General features: G+C 68.6%; 19 protein-coding genes. 8 read left to right on the top strand and 11 right to left on the bottom strand.

What is annotated here, in order from left to right:
• Positions 1-2: 2 nt before the first annotated feature.
• Both UU7_RS07815 and UU7_RS07810 read right to left on the bottom strand, forming a co-directional pair.
• Positions 3-3,242 carry an efflux RND transporter permease subunit gene (locus UU7_RS07815; protein ID WP_007807067.1) on the bottom strand — a complete coding sequence of 1,080 codons (3,240 nt, stop codon included), beginning with the start codon at positions 3,240-3,242 and terminating at the stop codon, positions 3-5.
• A 101-nt stretch (positions 3,243-3,343) separates the two neighbouring features.
• Positions 3,344-4,597: an efflux RND transporter periplasmic adaptor subunit gene (locus tag UU7_RS07810; RefSeq protein ID WP_007807066.1), complete on the bottom strand. Its 1,254-nt coding sequence runs from the start codon at positions 4,595-4,597 to the stop codon at positions 3,344-3,346.
• Between the two features lie 464 nt (positions 4,598-5,061).
• Between UU7_RS07810 and UU7_RS07805 the strand changes: the two genes are divergently transcribed.
• Positions 5,062-5,583: a c-type cytochrome gene (locus UU7_RS07805; RefSeq protein WP_007807064.1), complete on the top strand. Its 522-nt coding sequence runs from the start codon at positions 5,062-5,064 to the stop codon at positions 5,581-5,583.
• Between the two features lie 285 nt (positions 5,584-5,868).
• On the opposite strand, the gene UU7_RS07800 is transcribed toward UU7_RS07805, so the two are convergent.
• On the bottom strand, positions 5,869-6,462 hold the full coding sequence (locus UU7_RS07800) for an acyl carrier protein phosphodiesterase (RefSeq protein WP_007807062.1): 594 nt from the start codon (positions 6,460-6,462) through the stop codon (positions 5,869-5,871).
• A gap of 48 nt (positions 6,463-6,510) precedes the next feature.
• On the opposite strand from UU7_RS07800, the gene UU7_RS07795 reads away from it, so the two are divergent.
• Together UU7_RS07795 and zapE are read left to right on the top strand one after the other, a co-directional pair.
• Complete coding sequence (locus tag UU7_RS07795; protein ID WP_040673065.1) at positions 6,511-7,200, top strand: alpha/beta hydrolase; 690 nt, start codon at positions 6,511-6,513, stop codon at positions 7,198-7,200.
• A gap of 35 nt (positions 7,201-7,235) precedes the next feature.
• Positions 7,236-8,357, top strand: a complete 1,122-nt coding sequence (zapE, locus tag UU7_RS07790) for a cell division protein ZapE (protein WP_007807059.1) — start codon at positions 7,236-7,238, stop codon at positions 8,355-8,357.
• A gap of 15 nt (positions 8,358-8,372) precedes the next feature.
• Here the strand turns inward: zapE and UU7_RS07785 are convergent, their stop codons facing one another.
• The 3 genes from UU7_RS07785 to gpmA form a co-directional block, all read right to left on the bottom strand.
• Positions 8,373-8,915, bottom strand: a complete 543-nt coding sequence (locus UU7_RS07785) for a CcdC protein domain-containing protein (protein WP_007807058.1) — start codon at positions 8,913-8,915, stop codon at positions 8,373-8,375.
• 96 nt (positions 8,916-9,011) lie between these two features.
• The gene (locus UU7_RS07780) at positions 9,012-9,383 is read right to left on the bottom strand and encodes a cupin domain-containing protein (protein ID WP_007807057.1); all 372 of its coding nucleotides are present in this window, start codon (positions 9,381-9,383) and stop codon (positions 9,012-9,014) included.
• Positions 9,384-9,385: 2 nt separating this feature from the next.
• Positions 9,386-10,129, bottom strand: a complete 744-nt coding sequence (gene gpmA, locus UU7_RS07775) for a 2,3-diphosphoglycerate-dependent phosphoglycerate mutase (protein WP_007807056.1) — start codon at positions 10,127-10,129, stop codon at positions 9,386-9,388.
• Positions 10,130-10,275: 146 nt separating this feature from the next.
• Between gpmA and UU7_RS07770 the strand changes: the two genes are divergently transcribed.
• Entirely contained in the window at positions 10,276-10,935 is a 660-nt protein-coding gene (locus tag UU7_RS07770) for a DUF4097 family beta strand repeat-containing protein (protein WP_007807055.1), read from the top strand.
• A gap of 75 nt (positions 10,936-11,010) precedes the next feature.
• Here UU7_RS07770 and hemF read toward each other — a convergent pair whose 3' ends face one another.
• Together hemF and UU7_RS07760 are read right to left on the bottom strand one after the other, a co-directional pair.
• Positions 11,011-11,928: an oxygen-dependent coproporphyrinogen oxidase gene (hemF, locus tag UU7_RS07765; protein WP_007807054.1), complete on the bottom strand. Its 918-nt coding sequence runs from the start codon at positions 11,926-11,928 to the stop codon at positions 11,011-11,013.
• A 113-nt stretch (positions 11,929-12,041) separates the two neighbouring features.
• Positions 12,042-12,746 carry a YdcF family protein gene (locus UU7_RS07760; protein ID WP_007807053.1) on the bottom strand — a complete coding sequence of 235 codons (705 nt, stop codon included), beginning with the start codon at positions 12,744-12,746 and terminating at the stop codon, positions 12,042-12,044.
• A gap of 150 nt (positions 12,747-12,896) precedes the next feature.
• On the opposite strand from UU7_RS07760, the gene UU7_RS07755 reads away from it, so the two are divergent.
• The 4 genes from UU7_RS07755 to UU7_RS07740 are packed head-to-tail and all read left to right on the top strand — an operon-like array spanning position 12,897 to position 17,243.
• A complete protein-coding gene (locus tag UU7_RS07755; protein ID WP_040673076.1) occupies positions 12,897-14,090 on the top strand; it encodes a beta-ketoacyl-[acyl-carrier-protein] synthase family protein in 1,194 nt (397 codons plus the stop codon).
• A complete protein-coding gene (locus UU7_RS07750) occupies positions 14,087-14,878 on the top strand; it encodes a beta-ketoacyl synthase chain length factor (protein ID WP_007807051.1) in 792 nt (263 codons plus the stop codon). Before UU7_RS07755 ends, UU7_RS07750 begins: the two co-directional genes overlap by 4 nt.
• Positions 14,875-15,633 carry a glycosyltransferase family 2 protein gene (locus UU7_RS07745; protein ID WP_007807050.1) on the top strand — a complete coding sequence of 253 codons (759 nt, stop codon included), beginning with the start codon at positions 14,875-14,877 and terminating at the stop codon, positions 15,631-15,633. Before UU7_RS07750 ends, UU7_RS07745 begins: the two co-directional genes overlap by 4 nt.
• A 29-nt stretch (positions 15,634-15,662) precedes the next feature.
• Positions 15,663-17,243, top strand: coding sequence for an NAD(P)/FAD-dependent oxidoreductase (locus UU7_RS07740; RefSeq protein ID WP_007807048.1), 1,581 nt, complete (start codon positions 15,663-15,665; stop codon positions 17,241-17,243).
• A 4-nt stretch (positions 17,244-17,247) separates the two neighbouring features.
• On the opposite strand, the gene fabG is transcribed toward UU7_RS07740, so the two are convergent.
• The 3 genes from fabG to UU7_RS07725 are packed head-to-tail and all read right to left on the bottom strand — an operon-like array spanning position 17,248 to position 20,789.
• The gene (gene fabG, locus UU7_RS07735) at positions 17,248-17,985 is read right to left on the bottom strand and encodes a 3-oxoacyl-ACP reductase FabG (protein ID WP_007807046.1); all 738 of its coding nucleotides are present in this window, start codon (positions 17,983-17,985) and stop codon (positions 17,248-17,250) included.
• A 16-nt stretch (positions 17,986-18,001) separates the two neighbouring features.
• Positions 18,002-18,436 carry a hotdog family protein gene (locus UU7_RS07730; protein WP_007807044.1) on the bottom strand — a complete coding sequence of 145 codons (435 nt, stop codon included), beginning with the start codon at positions 18,434-18,436 and terminating at the stop codon, positions 18,002-18,004.
• Positions 18,420-20,789 (bottom strand): MMPL family transporter, encoded by a 2,370-nt coding sequence (locus tag UU7_RS07725; RefSeq protein ID WP_193385058.1) that lies wholly within the window; start codon positions 20,787-20,789, stop codon positions 18,420-18,422. The genes UU7_RS07730 and UU7_RS07725 overlap by 17 nt, the downstream gene beginning before the upstream one ends.

Here is a 20,789-nt window from a genome sequence, read left to right as displayed (position 1 = left end):
GATCACGCCGCGTGGCTGGCCCGCGCGCGGGCCAGTGCACGCTGCTCGCGACGGGCAGCGAGCCAGTCGGAGAAGCGCTCCATGTACAGGTAGATCACCGGCGTGGTGTACAGCGTGACCAGCTGCGACAGCAGCAGGCCGCCCACGATGGCCACGCCCAGCGGCCGGCGCAGCTCGGAACCGATGCCGTTGCCCAGCGCCAGCGGCAGCGCACCCAGCATGGCCGCGGCGGTGGTCATCATGATCGGGCGGAAACGCAGCAGGCAGGCGCGACGGATCGCCTCGCGGGCGTTGAGGCCGGTTCGACGCGCCTCGATCGCGAAGTCGATCATCATGATCGCGTTCTTCTTGACGATGCCGATCAGCAGCACGATGCCGACGATGCCGTCCACCGACAGGCTCATGCCGCACAGGATCAGCGCCAGCAGCGCACCCACGCCGGCCGGCGGCAGGGTGGAGATGATCGTCAGCGGGTGGATGTAGCTCTCGTACAGCACGCCCAGCACGATGTAGATCACCACGATCGCGGCCAGCAGCAGCAACACCTCGTCACCCAGCGAGGAGGTGAATTCGGCGGCCTTGCCGACGAACTCGCCGCGCACCTGGGGCGGGAAGTTCAGTTGCGCCTCGACCTGGTGGATCGCCGCCACGGCGTCGGAGAGCGAGTAGCCCGGCGCCACGTTGAAGGCCAGCGTCACCGCCGGCAGCTGCTGCTGGTGGCTGACCACCAGCGGTGCGCTGGTGACTTCGGCGGTGACCAGCGAGGACAGCGGAATGCTGCCGCCAGCGCCGATCTGGAAGCCCACGTTGCCGGTGTTGCCGATGCCCGAGGGCGTGGCCGAATTGCTGGATTTCAGCTGGCCGAAGCTGGTCGCGGTGCTGCCGACGAGCGCGCCGCTGCCGTTGCCGCGCACGGTCAGCTTGGTCAGCAGGTCGTCGCTGGTGCGGAACTCCGGCGCCACTTCCAGCACCACGCGGTACTGGTTCAGCTGGGTGAAGATGGTCGAGATCTGGCGTTGGCCGAACGCGTCGTACAGGGTGTCGTCGATGCTCTGCACCGGCACCCCCAGGCGGCTGGCCTTCTCGCGATCGATGGTGAGCTTCAGCGCGTTGCCATTGTCGGCGAGGTTGTTGTCGACGTCGGCCAGTTCCGGCCGCTGACGCATCGCCTCGGTCATCTGGTTGGCATAGCCGGCCAGTTCGGACGCGCTCACGTCGGACATCGAATACTGGTATTCGGTAGCCGCCACGCGGCTGTCCAGGGTCACGTCCTGCACCGGCTTCAGGTACAGCGCCACGCCCGGGATGCCCGCCACTGCCTGCTGCAGCCGCGGCAACAGCTTGTCCAGACCATCGCGGTCGCCGCGATCCTTCAGCACGATGCTGAGCTGGCCCTGGTTGAGCGTGGGGTTGATCGTGCCGGCGCCGATGAAGGCGGCCACGCCGGCCACGGCCGGGTCCTTGCGCAGCGCCTCGGCGACCGCCCTGGTGCGGTCTTCCATCTGCGGGAAGGCGATGTTGTCGTCCGCCTGCACCACGCCGGTGATCAGGCCGGTGTCCTGCTCGGGCAGCAGGCCCTTGGGAATGGCGACGTACAGGAACACGGTGAGCACCACCGCGGCGCCGGCCACCAGCATGGTCATGCGCTGGTGATCGAGCACCCAGTCCAGCGAGCTTTCGTACACCGCCACGGTGCGCGACCACACGGTGCGCTTGCCGGCCGCGGCATGCTGCTCGTGGGCGTCGTCGCCCTCGGGCAGCTGATCGGGCTTGAGCAGGTAGGCGCACATCATCGGGGTCAGCGTCAGCGACACCAGCATCGATATGGTGACCGCGATGGTGAGCACCCAGGCGAACTCGTGGAACAGCCGGCCGGTGACGCCCGGCATCAGCAGCAGCGGCAGGAACACCGCCACCAGCGAGACGGTCAGCGACAGCACGGTGAAGCCGATCTCCTTCGCGCCGATCTCGGCTGCTTCCTTGCCGCTCTTGCCCTTCTCGATGTAGCGCACGATGTTCTCGATCATCACGATCGCATCGTCCACCACGAAACCGGTGGCCACGGTAAGCGCCATCAGCGACAGGTTGTCCAGCGACATGCCGGTGAACGCCATCACGCCGAACGTGCCCATCAGCGACAGCGGCACCGCCGTGGCGGGGATGATGGTCGCCCACAGCCGGCGCAGGAACACGAAGATCACGCCGATCACCAGGAATACGGTGAGGATCAGGGTGAACTCGACGTCGTGCACCGAGGCGCGGATGGTCACGGTGCGGTCGGCGAAAACGTCCAGGTGCACGTCGGCCGGCAGCGCGCTGCGCAGTTCGGGCAACACGTTGCGGATCTGCTGCACCGTCTGCACGATGTTGGCGCCGGGCTGGCGGCGCACGTCCAGCAACACCGCCGGCTTGCCGTTGGCCCACGCGGCAAGCTGGTCGTTCTCGACGCCGTCGACCACCTTGGCCACGTCGGACAGCCGCACCGGCGAGTTGTTCTTGTAGCTGATGATGGTGTTCTTGTACTCGGCGGCATCACTCAACTGGTCGTTGGTGCCGATGGAGTAGCTCTGCGTCTTGCCGTTCAAGGTGCCCTTGGGCGCATTGACGTTGGCCTGGGTCAACGCGCTGCGCACGTCTTCCATGGTCAGGCCGAGGTTGGACAGCTGCGCCGGGTTCACCTGCACGCGCACGGCCGGCCGCACGTTGCCGGCGATCGAGACCAGGCCCACGCCCTGCACCTGCGACAGCTTCTGCGCGATGATCGAGTCGGCCAGGTCGTTCACGTCGCGCAGCTGGCGGCTGTCGGAGGTGAGCTTCAGGGTCAGGATCGGCGCGTCGGCCGGGTTGACCCGGTTGTACACCGGCGGATACGGCAGGTTGCCCGGCAGGGTGCCCTTGGCCTGGTTGATCGCCGCCTGCACGTCCTGGGCGGCGATGTCGATGTCGCGACCCATCGAAAACTGCAGGATGATCGTGGACAACCCGGCGGACGAGTCCGAGCTCATCATGGTCAGGCCGGAGATCTGCCCCAGGTTGCGCTCCAGCGGCGTGGTGATCAGCGAGGCCATGGTGTTGGCGCTGGCGCCCGGATACTGCGTGCTGACCACCAGGCTCGGCGCCTCGATTTCCGGCAGCGCCGACACCGGCAGCTGGCGGTAGCCCAGGATGCCGAGCAGCAGCACCGCCACCATCAGCAGCGAGGTGGCGATCGGTCGGCGAATGAAGAGGGTCGAGAATCCCATGGCTATCCGTAACGTCTAAAGTGCGGTTTCAGCCGCGATCATGGCTGGCGCGCGGCCGCAGCCGCGCAACTTCGGGTGTCGCGGCGACGCAGGCTGGCTGCTCAGCCGTGACGGCGACCACCACCCTTGCTGTTCTGCCGGGCCTTTTCCATTTCGGTCGCGGTCGGCACCGCCGGCACTTCGCCCGGCTTCAGCGCGTTGACCTTGCTGCCGGGCTTCAGCCGGAACTGGCCCTCGGTGACGACGCGGTCGCCGGCCTTGAGGCCGCTGCCGATCATCACGTGGCTGTCGCCCACTTCGCCGGCCACCACCACCGCCTGCATCTTGACCGTGCTGTCGCCCTGCACCTGATAGACGTAATCGCCGTCCGGCCCGCGCTGCACTGCCTGCGCCGGGATCACCAGGCCGCCGTCGACGGTGCTGACCAGCAGCTGCACGTTGACGAACTGGCCCGGCCAGAGTTCGTTCTTCGCGTTCGGGAATTCGGACTTCAGGCGGAACGTGCCGGTGGTGGTATCGATCTGGTTGTCGATCACCTTGAGCACGCCGCCGCTGGCGATCGGATGGGCATCGGTGCGATCCAGCGCGGTCACCTGCAGCGCGGCGGCGTCCTTCCCGGCGGCGCTGCGCACCATGTCGAGGTTCTGCTCGGGCAGGGTGAACATCACGTTGATCGGGTGCAGCTGGGTCAGCGTCACGATCGTGCTCGAAGTGCTCACCACGTTGCCCGGATCCACGCCACGGATGCCGGCCAGGCCATCGATCGGCGAAATCACCTTGGTGTAGTTCAACTGCACTTGGGCATCACGCAGGCTGGCCGCATCGGCAGACACGGCGGCCTGGTACTGGGCGGCGGTGTTGCGCAAGGTGTCCAGATCCTGCTTGGAGATGTAGCCCTTGGCAGCCAGGTCCTGGCTGCGTGCCAGGTTGCTCTTGGCCGTGTCGAGCATGGCCTGGTCCTGGCGCTGTCGCGCCACGGCCTGGTCATAGGCCGCCTGATAGGTGCGCGGGTCGATCTGTGCGAGCACCTGGCCCTTCTTCACCGGCTGGCCCTCGGTGAACTCGAGGCTCAGCAACTGGCCGCCGACCTGCGGGCTCACGCTGACCGTGTTGAGCGCCTGCACCGTGCCCAGTGCGGTCAGGTAGACCGGCACGTTCTGCTTGACCACGGGCACCACGGTCACCGGCACCGGCGGCGTCTCGTTCTTGCCATCCTTGCCGCCACGGTCCTTGCCGGCCGCCTGGGCCGAGGACGCGGAGCCGGCCGGGGCCGGCTTGTGCAGCAGGCGGAACCCCAGCGCCGCCACCACGATCACGGCGATGACGATCAACGCGATCTTCCAAAAACGCGACATGTAAAACTCCTGGATTGAACGGTGCGGCCATGCGACACGCAGCCGCGTGACACGCATCTGCCTGCTGTCGGATGGCGCCGACGGACGACTCTCGGGGTGAAAGCATAGGGGCAGTTCAACGAAAATGAACAATGCCGGTTGACATGGGTACGCCATGACCGATGGCAGGGTAATGGCTTTCGCGCAGGGTTGCGTCGGTTTTCGCCGGCGCCGTTCACGCAGTCCGTCGTCAGCGGAGCCTGAAACTTGCCGCGCGCTTCGTTTATAATCTCCGACTGGTTGCCTGTCCGATCCCCGAATCCGGGCCGGGGGCAAGCTTGATCAGCGTCGCGCACTCATGGACCACGCCCCAGGGGAGGTGTTCATGATCCGGTGCGACAGCAACAGGCAATCGAGGCAGGTCGGGGCCGCCATGGTGGCGTTCCGCCGTGCCCACTGAAAGGAGTACGTGCGTGAGCGGTTCCATGAGCAAGGCGGACCACAGCGTCCTGCGCCAGTTTTCGATCATGATCGGCGGCCTCGCCGTGCTGACGGTCGTGCTGATCTTCTCGGCACTGGCCATCCATGAGCACGAGCCGAAGGAAACCAATCCGGATCAGCCGGCCCAGGTGACCGCACGGATCGCTCCGGCTGGCGCGGTATACGCCGGCAATACCGGCCGCGCCGCGATGCAGGCTGCCGCCGATGCCGCCGCCAAGGCCGCTGCCTCGCAGGTGGCTTACGGCGGCACCACCGACGGCAAGGCGATCTTCGATCACCTGTGCACCAGCTGCCACACCTCCGGCGTCGCCGGCGCACCCAAGGTGGGCGACAAGGGCGCCTGGGGTCCGCGCCTGGCCCAGGGCATCGACGTGCTGGTCAAGCACGCGATCGAGGGCTACCACGGCCCCGACGGCAACTTCATGCCGCCCAAGGGTGGCAACCCGGCTCTCACCGACGAGCAGGTGACCAACGCCGTGCACTGGATCGCCGATCAGGCGAAGTAAAACTTCGCCTGATCCAACAAGCCGTCTAAAAACGCCGCCCTCGGGCGGCGTTTTCGTTCGCCCCTTCCCCTGCAAAGCAGGGGAGGTTGGGAGGGGGTCGCTTTTGAGTTAGGCGACTTCGCCTGATCCAACAAGCCGTCTAAAAACGCCGCCCTCGGGCGGCGTTTTCGTTTGCCCCTTCCCCCCCATGGGGGAAGGTTGGGATGGGGAGCCCCGGAGTGCGGGGAAGATCAAAAGCACCCCACCCCAGCCCTCCCCTGCTGCGCAGGGGAGGGAGCAAGGGCCTCAGTCAGTGTGCCTCTCGACCCATTCCCGCGCGAACCTTCGCAATTCGGGAAAGAACGCCTCGAAGTGCTGCTGCAGTTCCGCCTCCCGCGCCAGCAGCACCGGCAGTGCCGAATCCAGCGGGTTGGCCCGGCTCAGGCGCTGCCCGATGCCGGCCAGCGCGTGGCCCAGCACCGCGCGGTCAGCATAGCGAGCCGGCAACTGGTGGTAGTCCATGTAGCCCCGGAAGCGTCGCAGGCCCGGAGGCAGCAGCGCGTCATGCCGCCACAGCAACGCCCGCAATGCGTCGGAATACGGCTGCAGCGGCTGCCCGCTCCAGCGCGGGAAGTCGCGCGCCAGGCAATGGTCGAACCACATGTCGAGCAGGATGCCCGCGTAACGGCGATGGGGCGATGGCAGCAAGGCCTTCGCCGCCAGCACCTCCGGGTGGGCGTCGGTATGGACGTCGATCGCGCGATGCAGGCGGATTCCGGCGATTACCCGGGGCGGATACAGCGCCGGGTCGGGCTGTCCGTGGACGAAATCGCCGAGCATGCCGCCCAGTTGCAGGTCTTCGTCGTCACCGGCCAGCAGAGCGTGCGCCAGATGGTTCACCGGCAGCTTCCGCGGCAGGCGATCCGATCGGCGGTTATCATCGTGCGCATGAATCCCACCGAACTCCCCGCCGAACCGGCCACCTTTCCCGATGTCGCCGCCAGTTTCATGCTCGACGGCCCGGTCGGCAAGCTGGAAACCATCAGCGATGTCGCCGAGCCGGCCTGCGCGCGCCGCGGCGTGGCGGTGGTCTGCCATCCGCTGACGGTGGAAGGCGGCACGATGCACAACAAGGTGGTGACCATGGCCGAGCGCGCCTTGCGCGAATCGGGGCTGGACACGGTGCGCTTCAATTTCCGCGGCGCGGGCAATTCGGCCGGCGAGTTCGACCGCGGCGATGGCGAAAGCGAGGACCTGGCCGCCGTGGTGGATTGGGTGCGCCAGCGGCGACCGCACGATGCCTTGTGGTTGTGCGGCTTCTCGTTCGGCAGCTACGTGACCATCCGCAACGCGGTGCGTCTGCATGCCGACGTGTTGGTGAGCATCGCCCCGCCGGTGGGCCGGCGGGAATTCGGCCCGGTCACGCTGCCCGAATGCCCCTGGCTGGTGGTGCAGGGCGAGGCCGACGAGGTGGTCGATCCGCAGGCGGTGTTCGACTGGATCGACGCGCTGGAGCACAAGCCCGAGCTGGTGCGCATGCCCGACACCAGCCACTTCTTCCACCGCCGCCTGATGGACCTGCGCGGTGCGATCAAGCACGCCGTGCTGGGCTGGCTGCCACCGCCGCGCAACGACTGAAACCTGCTCCCCCCACTTCACGACCTGTCCGCTCCATGAGTGAAAACCCCTCGCTCGCGCCCAGCGCGCGCTATCACGAAGGCGTCGCCGCGCACCGCTGGGAGTCCGACCCGGCCCAGCTGGCGCTGCTGTCCGAATTCGACCGCATGCACGCGGCGCTGTGCGTGCCACCCGCCAGCGAAAGCGGCCTGTTCAGCCGGCTGAAATCCCTGCTTGGCAACGACGAAGCCGCCGCGCCGGTGCCGGGCCTGTACCTGTGGGGCACGGTGGGCCGCGGCAAGACCTTCCTGATGGACCTGTTCGCCGCCAGCCTGCCGCATGGCGTGGTGCTGCGGCGGCACTTCCATCGCTTCATGGGCGAAGTGCACGACGGCCTGCGCCAGCTCGGCGAGCGGCAGAGCCCGCTGGTCGAGGTCGCCGCCGGCATCGCCGCGCGCTGCCGGGTGCTGTGCCTGGACGAATTCCTGGTCAACGACATCGGCGACGCGATGATCCTGGCCAACCTGCTCGATGCCCTGTTCGAGCGGGGTGTCACCCTGGTCACCACCTCCAATACCGCACCGAAGAACCTCTACCGGGACGGCCTGCAGCGCTCCCGTTTCCTGCCCGCGATCGCGCTGCTCGAACGGCAATGCCACGTGGTGGAGATGGCCTCCTCGCGCGACTGGCGCCTGCGCGCACTGACCCAGGCCTCGGTCTACCTGACCCCGCCGGGCGCCGAGGCGCACCGCAGGCTGGAAAAGATCTTCGCCAGCCAGGCCGGTGAAGAGGTGGAGCAGGATGGCCAGCTGCACGTCAACGGTCGCGACATCCCGTTCCGCAAGCGCGCCGACGGAGTGCTGTGGTTCGAGTTCGGCGCGCTGTGCGAAGGCCCGCGGGCAGTGGCCGACTACATCGCACTGGCCAAGGCCGGCCCCGCGATCATCATCTCCAACGTGCCGCAATTCACCGTGTACAGCGAGGACGCGGCGAAGCGCTTCGTGCAATTGGTGGACGAGTTCTACGACCGCCACGTGAAGCTGGTGCTGTCCGCCGCCGCACCGATCACCGAGCTGTACGACGGCGAGCGGCTGCGCGCGGAATTCGGCCGCACCGAGTCGCGCCTGATCGAGATGCAGAGCGAGGAATACCTGGCCCTGCCGCACCGGCCGGAATGAACCGGCAGGCCCGGGCTACAGCGGGGTCGCGATGCCCGGATGGCTGTTCTGGAAACGCCGGTGATGGATCAGCAGGCCGGTGAAGTACACGATGTAGTAGCCCACCAGCAGGCCGATCAGCAACAGCGTCATCGGGGTCAGCGCCTGGCCCATCGGCTGCATCGCCGCCGCGTCGCCCGCCGCCGCCTGCAACTGCCACATCTCGAACAGGCGCCAGGCCAGCCGGCCGAGCAGCAGGGCGGTGAGCAGGGCGCCGATCCAGGGATTGGGCACGTAGCAGTCGCCCTTGGCCGGGTCGATCTCGAAGCGGGTCAGGCGCAGGCCGACCAGGCCCACCGCGCCGCCGATCAGGATGCCGCCCAACAGGCCTTCGGCCAGCGCCAGGCGCTGCAGTCCGCTGAGCGCCATCAGGCCGCCGAGGATCACGAAGATCACGATGCGGGCGATCATCCGCTTGCGCCGGATCGGCTGGCGGCCGAACTGTCGGCTCACGCGCTTGTAGACCATCCAGGCCAGCAGCGGCAGCATGATCAGGTAACTGGTCAGATGGACAGGCATCGGCATTCCGTTGGCTGGTAGTGGCGGCAGCTTAATTCAGCCGCAGCCCGCCTGACGACTGACGAATGTCATCCATCGGACAGGCCGTGGCGCGGATCAGGCACCGCCCAGTTGCTGGGCGATCGAGCGCGTACGCCCGGTGACCTGGTTGCCGGTATGCAGGGTCGACTTGCGTTCGATCAGCAGGATCAGGCATTCGGCCGCGGCCACCGGATTGTGGCGCGTGCCCCTGGGCACCACGAACAGCTCGCCCGGGTCCAGTTCCACCGCGCCGGTTTCCAGCTCGATGCGCAGGTGACCGTCGAGGACCAGGAACAGCTCGTCCTCGTCGTCATGGCTGTGCCAGCCGAAGGTGCCGAGCACCTTGGCCACCTTCAGATAGCTGTCGTCCAGTTCGCCGATGACGCGCGGCGACCAGTAGTCGACCAGTGCGGCCGCGGCAGCCTTCGGCGAAATGGCGGACGGCATGGCTATTTCGCCTTGCCCTGGTTGGCCACCGCGGCCATCTTTGCGGCGATCGCCTCGGCATCGCCGAGGTAGTAATGGCGCAGCGGCTTCAGCTCGTCGTCGAATTCATAGACCAGCGGCACGCCGTTGGGGATGTTCAACTCGACGATCGCCTCGTCGGAGATGCCGTCCAGGTACTTCACCAGCGCCCGCAGCGAATTGCCGTGCGCGGCCACCAGCACGCGCTGGCCGGCGCGGATCGCCGGCGCCAGCACCTGGTGCCAGTACGGCAGCACCCGCTCCACGGTGTCCTTCAGGCACTCGGTGTCGGGGATGTCCTTCGGGTCGAGCTTCGCGTAGCGCGGATCGTGCACCGACTCGTTGGCGGCGCGATCCAGCGGCGGCGGCGGGATGTCGTAGCTGCGGCGCCAGATCTTCACCTGTTCCTCGCCGTACTTCTGCGCGGTCTCGGCCTTGTTGAGGCCGGTGAGGCCACCGTAGTGGCGCTCGTTGAGGCGCCAGTCGGTGACCACCGGCAGCCACATCAGGCCCATCTCGTCCTGTACGCCCCACAGCGTGCGCACCGCGCGCTTGAGCACCGAGGTGTGCGCCACGTCGAAGCTGTAGCCGCCTTCGGTCAGCAGCCGGCCCGCCTCGCGCGCCTCGGCCATGCCCTGCCCGGTGAGATCGACGTCGGCCCAACCGCTGAAGCGGTTGTCGAGGTTCCACTGCGATTGGCCGTGGCGGATCAGGACGAGCTTGTGCATGGGATGCTCAACAGAAGGGAATAGAGCGGGAATGGTGCAGGCCGACCCCGCCGTCGTCAAACGCGGCCCCTGCCACAGGTCATGCTAAACCTGCCGACCGCGCGGGGCATCCCAATGTCGATACCCACCCACTCAAGGAGATTGTCATGCGTCGATTCCCCACCCTTCTGATGTTCGGCACGCTGGCGCTGGGCCTGCCGCTGCTGGCGGCCGCGCACGACGGCGACATCGACAAGGTCAACGGCGCGGTGCGCGTGGAAGCCGGCCAGCAGGCGGGTGACGTCAGCACGGTCAACGGCGCGGTCCACGTCGGCGACAACGCCGTGGTGAAGGAAGCCAGCACGGTCAACGGCGCGGTCGAACTGGGCGCGAAGGCGCAGGCCACCGAGTTGGGCACCGTCAATGGCTCGATCAGCCTGGCCAGCGGCAGCCGGGTCAGCGGCAAGGTGGACGCGGTCAACGGCGCGATCCATCTGGATCAGGGCGCCGATGTCGGCGGCCGGGTGGAGAACGTCAACGGCGCGATCGTGCTGGACGCTGCCCACGTCGGCGGCGGCATCGGCACCGTTTCGGGCGACATCACCGTGGGCGCGAACTCGCGCGTCGAGGGCGGCATCCTGGTCGACAAGAGCCACAGCTGGTTCAGCGGCAACAGCCACACGCCGGTGGTGGTGATCGGCCCGCGCGCGGTGGTGCAGGGCACGCTGGAGTTCAAGCGCGAAGTGGTGCTGAAGGTCAGCGACAGCGCCCAGATCGGCCCGGTGAAAGGCGCCACCGTCGTGAAGTTCAGCGGCGCCACGCCGTAGAGGCAGGAGTGAGTGGAGAGAAGTGAGAAACGAGAGAGCCAAACGTGGCCATTCTCACCTCCCACTCCTCCTCACTCACTTCTCGCTACTCAGCCAGTCACGCGGCTTCAGGTAGGCGGCCAGTTCCGCTTCGGCGGAACCGGCCTCCGGTTGATACGCATACTCGAAACGCACCCGCGGCGGCAGGCTCATCAGGATCGATTCGGTGCGCCCGCCGGACTGCAGGCCGAACAGGGTGCCGCGGTCGTAGACCAGGTTGAACTCCACGTAGCGGCCGCGCCGGTACAACTGGAATTCGCGCTCGCGCTCGCCGTACGGCGTGGCCTTGCGGCGTTCCACGATCGGCAGGTAGGCGTCGAGGAAGCCCTGGCCCACGTCCCTGGTGAAGTCGAGGCAGCGCTCGAAGCCGCCTTCGTTGAGATCGTCGTAGAACAGCCCGCCCACGCCGCGGGTCTCGTCGCGATGCTTCAGGTAGAAATACTCGTCGCACCACTGCTTGTAGCGCGGATAGACGTCCGCGCCGTAGGGCTGGCACAGGTCGCGCGCCACCGTGTGCCAGTGGCGCACGTCTTCGTCCACGGGATAGAACGGGGTGAGGTCGAAGCCGCCGCCGAACCACCACACCGGCTCCACGCCGTCCTTGCTGGCCTCGAAATAGCGCACGTTGGCGTGGGTGGTCGGCACGTGCGGGTTCTTCGGATGCAGCACCAGCGACACGCCGGTGGCGATGAAGCTGCCGCCGGCCAGCTCCGGCCGATGCGCGGTGGCGCTGGGCGGCAACTTGTGCCCCGACACGCGCGAGAAATTCACCCCGGCCTGCTCGAACACCGCGCCATCGCGCAGCACGCGGGTGCGCCCGCCACCGCCTTCGGCGCGGGTCCACGCGTCTTCCTCGAAACGTGCGCCGCCATCGACCTGTTCGATCGCGCGGCAGATGCGGTCCTGCAGTTCGCGCAGGAAGGTTTCGGCGCGGTCGGCTTGCTGGCTGCTCATCTCGGGACTCGTTGCGGTAAGGCGATCAGCTTAGCAAGTGCGATCCGCGCGGGCGCTGCGACGCGGCGCCGCGGACGCCTGCGCTGGATCAGGGCGCGCGCGGCGCGCGCATGTCAGCTCAGCCGCTCGGCCATCCGCCGGTTGCCGGTCAGCGCGGCCCAGCGCGCACCGACGTCGATCCACATCAGGTAGCTGGCCTCGATCAGCAGGCGGCCCAGCGTGCGTGGCCGCAGCGAAAGCGTGGACTCGGCGGCGACCGGCTGTCCGTCGAAGCCCAGCCGCCTGGCCAGCATGCCGCAGCGCGCAAGGTGGTAGCGACTGGTCAGCAGGGCCACCGGCGGCAGCTCGCCGGTGGCCGAGTCGATCCGCAACAGCTGGCGCGCGTGGCGCAGGTTCTCCAGCGAGTCCACCGAATCCTGTTCCAGTTCCATGCGCACGGCGCCGGCCAGGCCATGCTGCTGCAGCCAGGCCTGGCCGGCCGCGGCCTCGCTCTGGGCGCCGCCGCTATAGCCGCCCAGCAGCAGCAGATGGTCGGTATGCCGCTGCTCGACCAGCGCCAGCGCGCGGCGCAGGCGTTGCCGGTAGTCCGGGCCCGGCGCGTCGCGCACCAGCTGGCGACCGAACACCAGCACGATCATCCGCCGCGGCGGCTGCAGCGGGCTGCGTGCGGCGACCCGGCACACGTGGACCAGATAGCCCAGCCAGACCAGCCCCGCGCTCAGCAGCAGGGTCAGCAAGGTGACCAGCGCCGCGTGCTGCACGTCGCGATCGCGCAGGTAGCGCCAGGGACTTCGGGAGGTCGGCGGATGGGCTTGCACGGGAGACCGGGGCGGCGGGAACGATGCGGCCTAGTTTCGCACGCCTGTTCGCGACATCTTCATGCCGTCGCGGTCACTCTCTGCGCTCGCGCATCCACAGGCTAGGCATTCCGCCGGGTCACCGTTAGGCTTTCCAAGATGCCCACCAAGATGACCCCTCTCGCCGTCACTGCCCATACCGCCACGTCGGCGCTGGGCAGCGGACTGGCCGCCCAGCTCGCCGCACTGGAAAGTGCCCGCAGTGGCCTGCGTCCGAACGACATCAGCAGCGCGCCGCTGGCGTGCTGGATCGGCCGCGTGGACGGCGTGGAAGCGGTGCGCCTGCCGGCCAGCCTGCAGGTGTGGGATTGCCGCAACAACCGGCTGGCCTGGCTGGGCCTGAACCAGGACGGTTTCATGCCGAAGGTCGAGGCGGCCCGCGCCCGTTACGGGGCGGCGCGCGTGGCCCTGCTGCTGGGCACCTCCACCGCCAGCATCGGCGCCACCGAGGAGGCCTATCGCCAGCTCGACGCCGACGGCGGCTTCAGCGACGACCGGCTCTATCCGCCCCTGCACGCGCCGCATTCGCTGACCGCCTTCGTGGCAGCGGCGTTGCAGCTCGAGGGCCCCTGCCTCACCGTCTCCACCGCCTGCTCGTCCAGCGCCAAGGTGTTTGCCAGCGCCGAGCGGCTGATCCGCCTGGGCCTGGCCGACGCGGCCGTGGTCGGTGGCGTGGACAGCCTTTGCGACAGCGTGCTGTTCGGCTTCAACGCGCTGGAGCTGGTCTCGCACGAACCGTGCCGACCGTTCGACGCCGCCCGCAACGGCATCTCGATCGGCGAGGCTGCCGGCTTCGCCCTGCTCGAACGTGCCGCCGCTGCGCCCGATGCCATCCAGCTGCTCGGTTATGGCGAAGCCAGCGACGCCCACCACATGTCCACTCCGCACCCGCAAGGCCTCGGCGCCGAACTGGCGCTGGACGATGCGCTGGCCCGCGCCGGCCTGTCCGCGGGCCAGGTCGACTACATCAACCTGCACGGCACCGCCAGCCAGAAGAACGACGAGGTGGAAGCGGCACTGGTGAGCCGCGCGTTCCCGGCGCGCACGCGGGCCAGCTCGACCAAGGGCTACACCGGTCACACGCTGGGCGCCGCCGGCATCGTCGAGGCCACCGTCGCGATGCAGGCGATCGAACATGGCCTGATTCCCGGCAACCTCGGCGGCGACACGCCCGATCCCGGCTGCGGCGCGCAGTTCGCCTGGCGCAACGAACGACAGACCGTCGACGTGGCGCTCAGCAATTCGTTCGGCTTCGGCGGCAACAACGCCTGCCTCGCCTTTGCCCGCGCAGGATTCGGCGCGTGAGCGGGCTGGATGTCTGGGTCGACGGCGTCGGCCTGTGGTCGTCGCAGCTGGCCGACTTCGCCGCCCTGCGCGAAGTGCTCGCCGGCCGCCCGCCGCAACCGCCGCCGCGCCGACCCGCGGCCGCCACCCTGCCCGCCAATGAACGCCGTCGCGCCCCGGAAAGCGTGCTGCTGGCGGTGGAAGTCGCCGGCCAGGCGGTGGCGATGAGCGGCCAGGATGCGGCCGGCGTCGCCTGCGTGTTCGCCTCCTCCCACGGCGACCAGGCGATCACCGACTACATGTGCGCCACGCTGGCCCAGGTGCCGACCGAGCTGTCGCCGATCCGCTTCCACAACTCGGTGCATAACGCCGCGGTGGGCTACTGGACCATCGCCACCGGCTGCCATGCGCCCTCCACCGCGATCGCGGCGCAACGCGCCAGCTTCGGCGCCGGCCTGCTCGAGGCGGCCAGCCAGGTGTGCAGTGAACAGCGCCCGGTGCTGCTGGTGTGCAGCGATTACCTCGGCAACGGCCCGCTGCTCGAAGTGACCGCCTGCACGCAGCCGTTCGGCTGCGCCCTGCTGCTGATGCCGACCCGCAGCCCGCGCAGCCTGGCCCGGCTGCGATTGACGCTGACAACCACGGCGGCTTCGAGCACACTCGACGAACCGCTGGCCAGCTGGCGCCAGGCCAACCCCTCCGCCACCGCGTTGCCGTTGCTGGCACGGCTGGCGCAGGGCGATGGCAGCTGCCACATCGCGGCGGCCGCGCAACTGGGATTGCAGATCGACATGGAGAGCGTCGCTTGAACACCGTCAACCCGCGCTGGTGCGTGCTGATTCCCTGCCTCAACGAGGAGGCGGCGATCCAGTCGGTGGTCGAGTCCGTGCTGGCGCTCGGTGCACCGGTGATCGTGATCGACGACGGCTCCGACGACCGCACGCCGGAGATCGTCGCCACGCTGCCGGTGACCCTGCTGCGCCACGAGCAGCGCAAGGGCAAGGGCGAGGCGCTGCGCCACGGCTTCCGCGAGGCGATGAAGCTCGGCTACGACGCCGTGCTGACCATGGACGGCGACGGCCAGCACCTGGCCGCCGACATCCCGCACATCGTGGCCGCGGCGGCGAAGTACCCGCAACACATCGTGATCGGCGCACGCCTGCTGGACAAGGAGCAGCAGCCGAAGGGCCGCCGCCGCGCCAACGCAGTGGCCGACTGGGGCATCTCCTGGGCCTGCGCGCAACCGATCGCCGACACCCAGAGCGGTCAGCGCTGGTATCCCCGCGCCGCGCTGGACCTGGTCGACCTGCCGGCGGAGAACTTCGTGTTCGAGGCGGCGATCCTGATCGCCGCCTCCCGCGAGAAGCAGCTCGGCGTGGTCTCGGTGCCGATCGCCTCGCGCTATCACGGCAGTTTCCGGCCCAGCCACCTGAAGCCGGTGCGCGACGTCACCCGCATCACCACCTACACGATCGGCCGCGTGGTCCATTACGGCAGGATCGTGGCCAGCTATCGTCGTTCGCGCGCCGCGCCGATCCTTTTCGAAGTCGGCACGACGCACTGAGTTTCCGCGCCACCCACGGAGTGCATCGCATGAGTCGGACGGAGCACGAAGCGGTCATCCTCGGTGGCGGCCTGGCCGGCCTGTGCCTGGCGCTGCAACTGCGCGGCGAATTCCCGGACATGGACATCCTGGTGCTGGAGCGCAACCGTCATCCGCTGCCGGTGGCCGCGCACAAGGTCGGCGAATCCACGGTGGAGATCGGCGCGCATTACTTCGACCACACGCTGGGCCTGCGCGAACACCTCGATGCGGCGCACATCCGCAAGTTCGGCCTGCGCTACTTCTTTTCCGAAGGGCGCGACGACATCCAGAACACCACCGAACTGGGCGTGAGCCGGGTGCTGCCGGTTCCCAGCTACCAGCTCGACCGGGGCATCTTCGAGAATTTCCTGGGCGAAGAGGCGCGCCGACGCGGCATCGACTTTCGCGACGGCGCCACGGTCAGGGGTTTCAGCCTGGGCGAACACGGCGATGCGCACGAGGTGCGCTTCACCGACGACAAGGGCGAACACACAGTCGCCGCACGCTGGCTGCTCGACGCCTCCGGCCGCGCCGGCCTGCTGCGTCGCCGGCTGGAACTGACCGCGGACAACGGCCACCACGCCAACGCGGTGTGGTTCCGCATGGATGCGCGACTGCACATCGATCGCTGGAGCGACGATGCCGAATGGGGCGCGCGCTGCACGCCAGCCGAGCGCTGGCGTTCGACCAACCACCTGATGGGCGCGGGCTACTGGGCGTGGCTGATCCCGCTGGGCTCGGGCGCGCACTCGGTGGGCATCGTCTGCGACGCGGCGATGCATCCGCTGGACGGCATGCGCGATTTCGAGCACGCGCTGCGATGGCTGCAGGAAAAGCAGCCGGCGATGGGCCGCGCGATCGCCGCCGAGCGCGACAGCCTGCTCGACTTCCGCTTCCTGCGCGACTACTCGTTCAGCAGCCGACGGCTGTTCAGCGCCGACCGCTGGGCACTCACCGGCGAGGCGGGCAGCTTCCTCGATCCGTTCTACTCGCCCGGCAGCGACTTCATCGCGATCAGCAACACCTACATCACCGGACTGATCGGCCACGACCGCGCCGGTCACAACCTCGCGCCCTACGCCCACTTCTACGAAAAGCTGTACCTCTCGTTCTACGACAGCACGCTGACCCTGTTCCGCAACCAGTACCCGCTGTTCGGCAACGCCGAAGTGCTGTCGGCCAAGGTGATCTGGGATTACGCGTACTACTGGAGCGTGCTGTGCCAGCTGGTGTTCCAGCAACGGCTCACCGACCTGGCGTTCCTGGGCGAAATGCGTGCCGAGCTGGAACGGGCGCAGGCCCTGAACAGCCGCATGCAGTCGCTGTTCCGCCACTGGCACGCCGCGGGCGGCGGCCACAGCCGGCGCGAGATGCTCGACCAGTGTGCGCTGGCGTGGTTCGGCGAACTCAATGCGACCCTGCACGATCCGCTCGACGAGGCCGGAGTCCGTGCCCGCCTGCGCCACAACGTGCGCATGCTCGACGGCGTGGCCGATGCGCTGGTGCTGCAGGCCAGCGCCAGCGACCCGCGCCTGCACGTACCGATGTCGGGCCAGCCGCGCCCGCCGCTGTTCAGGGCGGTGGCGTAACCGGTCAGCCCATCCCGCCGTTGACGCCGATCACTTGGCCGTTGATGTAGGCGGCCGCGTCCGAGCACAGGAAGGCGACCAGGGCGGCGACTTCTTCCGGCTTGCCCGCGCGCTGCGCCGGCACCACCTCGCGGATGCGCTCGGGTGGAAACGCCGCGTCGGCCATGCGGCCCTCGATCACGCCGGGCGCCACCACGTTGACGGTGATGCCGCGCGAGGCCATCTCGCGCGCCAGCGACTTGCTGGCGCCGTGCAGCGCGGCCTTCGCGGCCGCGTAGTTGGTCTGTCCCCGATTGCCCAGCTGGGCGGCCACCGAGCTGACCGACACGATGCGACCGAAGCGCTGCCGCGCCATCGGCAGCAGCAGCGGCTGGGTGACGTGGAAGAAGCCGTGCAGCGAGACATCGATCACCCGATGCCACTGCTCGTCGCTCATGCCGGCCATCGGCGCGTCGTCATGGATGCCGGCGTTGTTGATCACCGCGTGGATCGGCCCTTCGGCCAGCAGCGTGTCGAGCGCGGCGCGGGTCACCTCGGCGTCGGCGACGTTGAACGCCAGCGCCTGCGCACGGCCGCCCCCGGCGACGATCGCGGCTGCGGTGTGCTCGGCCCGGGTCAGGCTGTGGTGGCCATGCACGATCACCTGCCAGCCGGCCGCGGCCAGTGCCTGGCAGATCGCGCCACCGAGTTCGCCGCTGCCGCCGGTGACCAGGGCGCGGCGGAGTTTGCCGGTTTCGGACATGGGATGACGCTCCTGATCAGCGGGCCGGATGGATCACGGCGGCACGGCCAGAGGCCAGCAGCCGACCGCGATGTTCGACGCGGAACGCATATTGTGCGCCGCCATCATCGGCATAAAGGCATTCGCCGTGCACATCGAGTTTGCCATCCAGCCGATCGACGTACTCCTCGAACAGCTGCACCTCGCGCAGGCTGACCAGCATGCCCGGCCGCACCTGTTCGTCGCCGCGCGCGCGGGCCAGCAGCGCGCCGTGCACGGCCATCGCCTGCGCGCCGTATTCGGCCAGATGCACCGCATGCAGGCCGTGTTCGCCGCGCAACGGATTGTCGACGCGCGCGTGGCCGGCGCTGGTCGCGTGGATCGTGCGTTGATCCCAGCCGAGCACGGCGTCGAGCAGGCACATCGTGCCTGCATGGGGAATCAGTTTTTCCCAATCACTCTTCGGCAGCATGCGGCGCCATCAGGATCGACAGGCAGAAATGGAAGGCCACGCCCAAGCTCACGGTGAGGCCGATCGCGCGCAGCACCGGGATCGTGGCCCACGCCAGCATGCCGAACACCAGCAGCGCGGACAGCACGCAGACGATGGTGGCGTGCAGGGTGCGTCGCTGTTCGGCGGGATCGCCGGTGTCGCGCTCGAAGAACAGCGCGTAGTGCAGGCCCAGCCCGCCGGCCAGGATCAGCGCCACCAGGTGGAACAGCGAGATCTCGATGCCGACCACCCGCTCCACCGCCAGCACCAGGAAGGTGGCCAGGGTCATCGGTGCCAGCACATGCCAGGCGCGACGCACGCTGCGCAGCGCAAAGCTGATCGTCAGCACCAGCAGCAGGCTGGCCGCCAGCAGCGCCTGCAGGATGCGCGTGCGGTAGTCCACCACCAGCGATTCGGAGGCGGCCTTCAGATCCAGCAGGCGCACGCTGCCGTGGCTGCCGGCGCCCAGCGACTGCAGCGCGGCCACGTCGTGCACGCCGCTGACCGTGCCCAGGCCCAGCCAGTGTCCGTCGCGCTCGACCAGCATCGCGGCCAGGCGCTGGCCCAGCGGGGTCTGCGCGTAGCGCTCGGGCGTCAGCAGCGGCAGGTTGCGTGCGGTTTCCACGTCGTCGACGAAGGGCTGGAACAGGTCGGCGCGGAAGGGCAGGCCATGCAACGCTTCATCCAGTGCCTGCTGCAGCGTGGCGCGATCAGGCAGTTTCGCCTGCCGCTCGCGTTGCACCGCGATGCTGGGCAGGTAACGCGATGGCAGTTCCAGCGCATCGGCGGCATGCCTTGCCACCAGTGCATCGACCCGGGGCTGCAGCTGCTCCGACAACGCCAGCACGCCCTGCTCGGTCGGCGCCTGCAGCACCAGCAGGTAACGCACGTCGGGCGCGCCCAGCGCCTCGCGCAGGCGCGCGTCGTGTTGCAGCAGGTCCTGCGGCAACGGGGTCAGCGCGGCCAGGTTGTTCTGCCAGAACGAACCGCGCGCCAAGGCCAGCATCGCCACGATCGCGACGGCGACCAGCAACGGAATCCAGCGCGGCCGCGGTAACCGGTCCACGAAGCGCCGCGCCCGCGCCAGCCAGGCCATGTCGGCCACATCGCGCACGCGGCGCGGCAGCAGGTGCGGCAGCAGGTAACGGGTGCTGAAGCCGGCTACCAGCAGGCCGACGATGGTGAACACCGCCAGCTGCTTCAGGCCATTGACGCCGGACGCATAGAAGGCCAGATAGGCGATGCATGCCGACGCGATGGCAGTCAGCAACAACGGCCACAGCGCGCGCACGCTCTGCACCGCATCCTCGCCGGCGCGGCGATGGCTGAGCACCCGGATCGGGTACTCCTGCGCCACACCGAGCAGGGTGAAACCGAATGCCAGGGTGATCCCGTGCACGTCAGGAAACGCCAGCGTCAGCGCCGCGATCCCGGCAAGCGCTGCGCTGGCGATCGGCAACGCGCCCAGCAGCAGTGAACTGAAACTGCGATAGGCCAGCAGCAGCAGCGCGATGAAACCCACGGTGGAGATGCGCCCGATCCAGTCGGCCTGGTGCCGCGTCTGCGCGCCGACGACCACGCTGAAGTAGCCCGGACCGCTCAGCTCGAGCTTCGCCGCCGCGCTGCCCGGCAGCGTGGCGAAGGCCTGGCGGATGCCAGCGATCGATTGTTCCTGTGCGCCCGGATCGAAGCCCGCGGCCACCGTCTGCACCAGCAGCAGCGCCTCGTCCTGCGGCGAGAACCACACCCCTTCCCGCACTTCGGGCGACTTCGCCGGCGCCCACGACTCGGCCAGCTTCAGCACTTCCAGCGTGGGATCGCGGGGCAGCAGGCCTTTCAGCAGACTGGCCGCGGGCGAGGACAGGTCGTCCAGGCGCTGCTGCAGCTGATCGGCCAGATACGCCTCGTCCAGCGGCTGCGTGTCCAGCGTGGGCGAGAGCAGGAAGCGATACGGCAGCAGGCTGCCGTCCAGCGCGCCGAGATCGAAGCTGCCGTTGACCACCTGGCTGTAGCGCGGATCCTTCTTCAACGCGGCGAGCAGGCCCTGGCTCAACGCTGCCAGCCTTTCGTCGGGGGCACCGCCGCCGGCCATGGATGGCCCAGTGCCGCGAGCGCAGGACGCGCATGAGCGGCTGATCGACAGCAGCAGCAATCGCGAACCCGGGCCCTCGCCGACCTGCTCCATCAGCAGGCGCTGGTCGGGCGTGGTCGGCGCGGGCATGAAGCTGCGCAGGTCGGTGCTGATCTTCAGCCGTTGCGCCACCATCCAGCCCAAGGCGGCCAACGCCAGCAACCACACGACCAGCAAGGTCGCACGGGCGCCCCGACGCAT

It is taken from the genome of Rhodanobacter spathiphylli B39, from assembly GCF_000264295.1.
Taxonomy (GTDB): domain Bacteria; phylum Pseudomonadota; class Gammaproteobacteria; order Xanthomonadales; family Rhodanobacteraceae; genus Rhodanobacter; species Rhodanobacter spathiphylli.
Note: the sequence above shows the minus strand (reverse complement) of the source record. Positions and strands in the feature narration are given on the sequence as shown.

Bases quoted from the DNA above. Each gene is read 5' to 3' on its own strand.
- UU7_RS07740 (WP_007807048.1), top strand. From the start codon at position 15,663: ATGAGTCGGACGGAGCACGAAGCGGTCATCCTCGGTGGCGGCCTGGCC.
- UU7_RS07730 (WP_007807044.1), bottom strand. From the start codon at position 18,436: ATGCTGCCGAAGAGTGATTGGGAAAAACTGATTCCCCATGCAGGCACG.
- UU7_RS07805 (WP_007807064.1), top strand. From the start codon at position 5,062: ATGAGCAAGGCGGACCACAGCGTCCTGCGCCAGTTTTCGATCATGATC.
- hemF (WP_007807054.1), bottom strand. From the start codon at position 11,928: ATGAGCAGCCAGCAAGCCGACCGCGCCGAAACCTTCCTGCGCGAACTG.
- UU7_RS07770 (WP_007807055.1), top strand. From the start codon at position 10,276: ATGCGTCGATTCCCCACCCTTCTGATGTTCGGCACGCTGGCGCTGGGC.
- UU7_RS07810 (WP_007807066.1), bottom strand. From the start codon at position 4,597: ATGTCGCGTTTTTGGAAGATCGCGTTGATCGTCATCGCCGTGATCGTG.
- UU7_RS07780 (WP_007807057.1), bottom strand. From the start codon at position 9,383: ATGCCGTCCGCCATTTCGCCGAAGGCTGCCGCGGCCGCACTGGTCGAC.
- fabG (WP_007807046.1), bottom strand. From the start codon at position 17,985: ATGTCCGAAACCGGCAAACTCCGCCGCGCCCTGGTCACCGGCGGCAGC.
- UU7_RS07785 (WP_007807058.1), bottom strand. From the start codon at position 8,915: ATGCCTGTCCATCTGACCAGTTACCTGATCATGCTGCCGCTGCTGGCC.
- UU7_RS07815 (WP_007807067.1), bottom strand. From the start codon at position 3,242: ATGGGATTCTCGACCCTCTTCATTCGCCGACCGATCGCCACCTCGCTG.
- gpmA (WP_007807056.1), bottom strand. From the start codon at position 10,129: ATGCACAAGCTCGTCCTGATCCGCCACGGCCAATCGCAGTGGAACCTC.
- zapE (WP_007807059.1), top strand. From the start codon at position 7,236: ATGAGTGAAAACCCCTCGCTCGCGCCCAGCGCGCGCTATCACGAAGGC.
- UU7_RS07795 (WP_040673065.1), top strand. From the start codon at position 6,511: ATGAATCCCACCGAACTCCCCGCCGAACCGGCCACCTTTCCCGATGTC.
- UU7_RS07755 (WP_040673076.1), top strand. From the start codon at position 12,897: ATGACCCCTCTCGCCGTCACTGCCCATACCGCCACGTCGGCGCTGGGC.
- UU7_RS07725 (WP_193385058.1), bottom strand. From the start codon at position 20,789: ATGCGTCGGGGCGCCCGTGCGACCTTGCTGGTCGTGTGGTTGCTGGCG.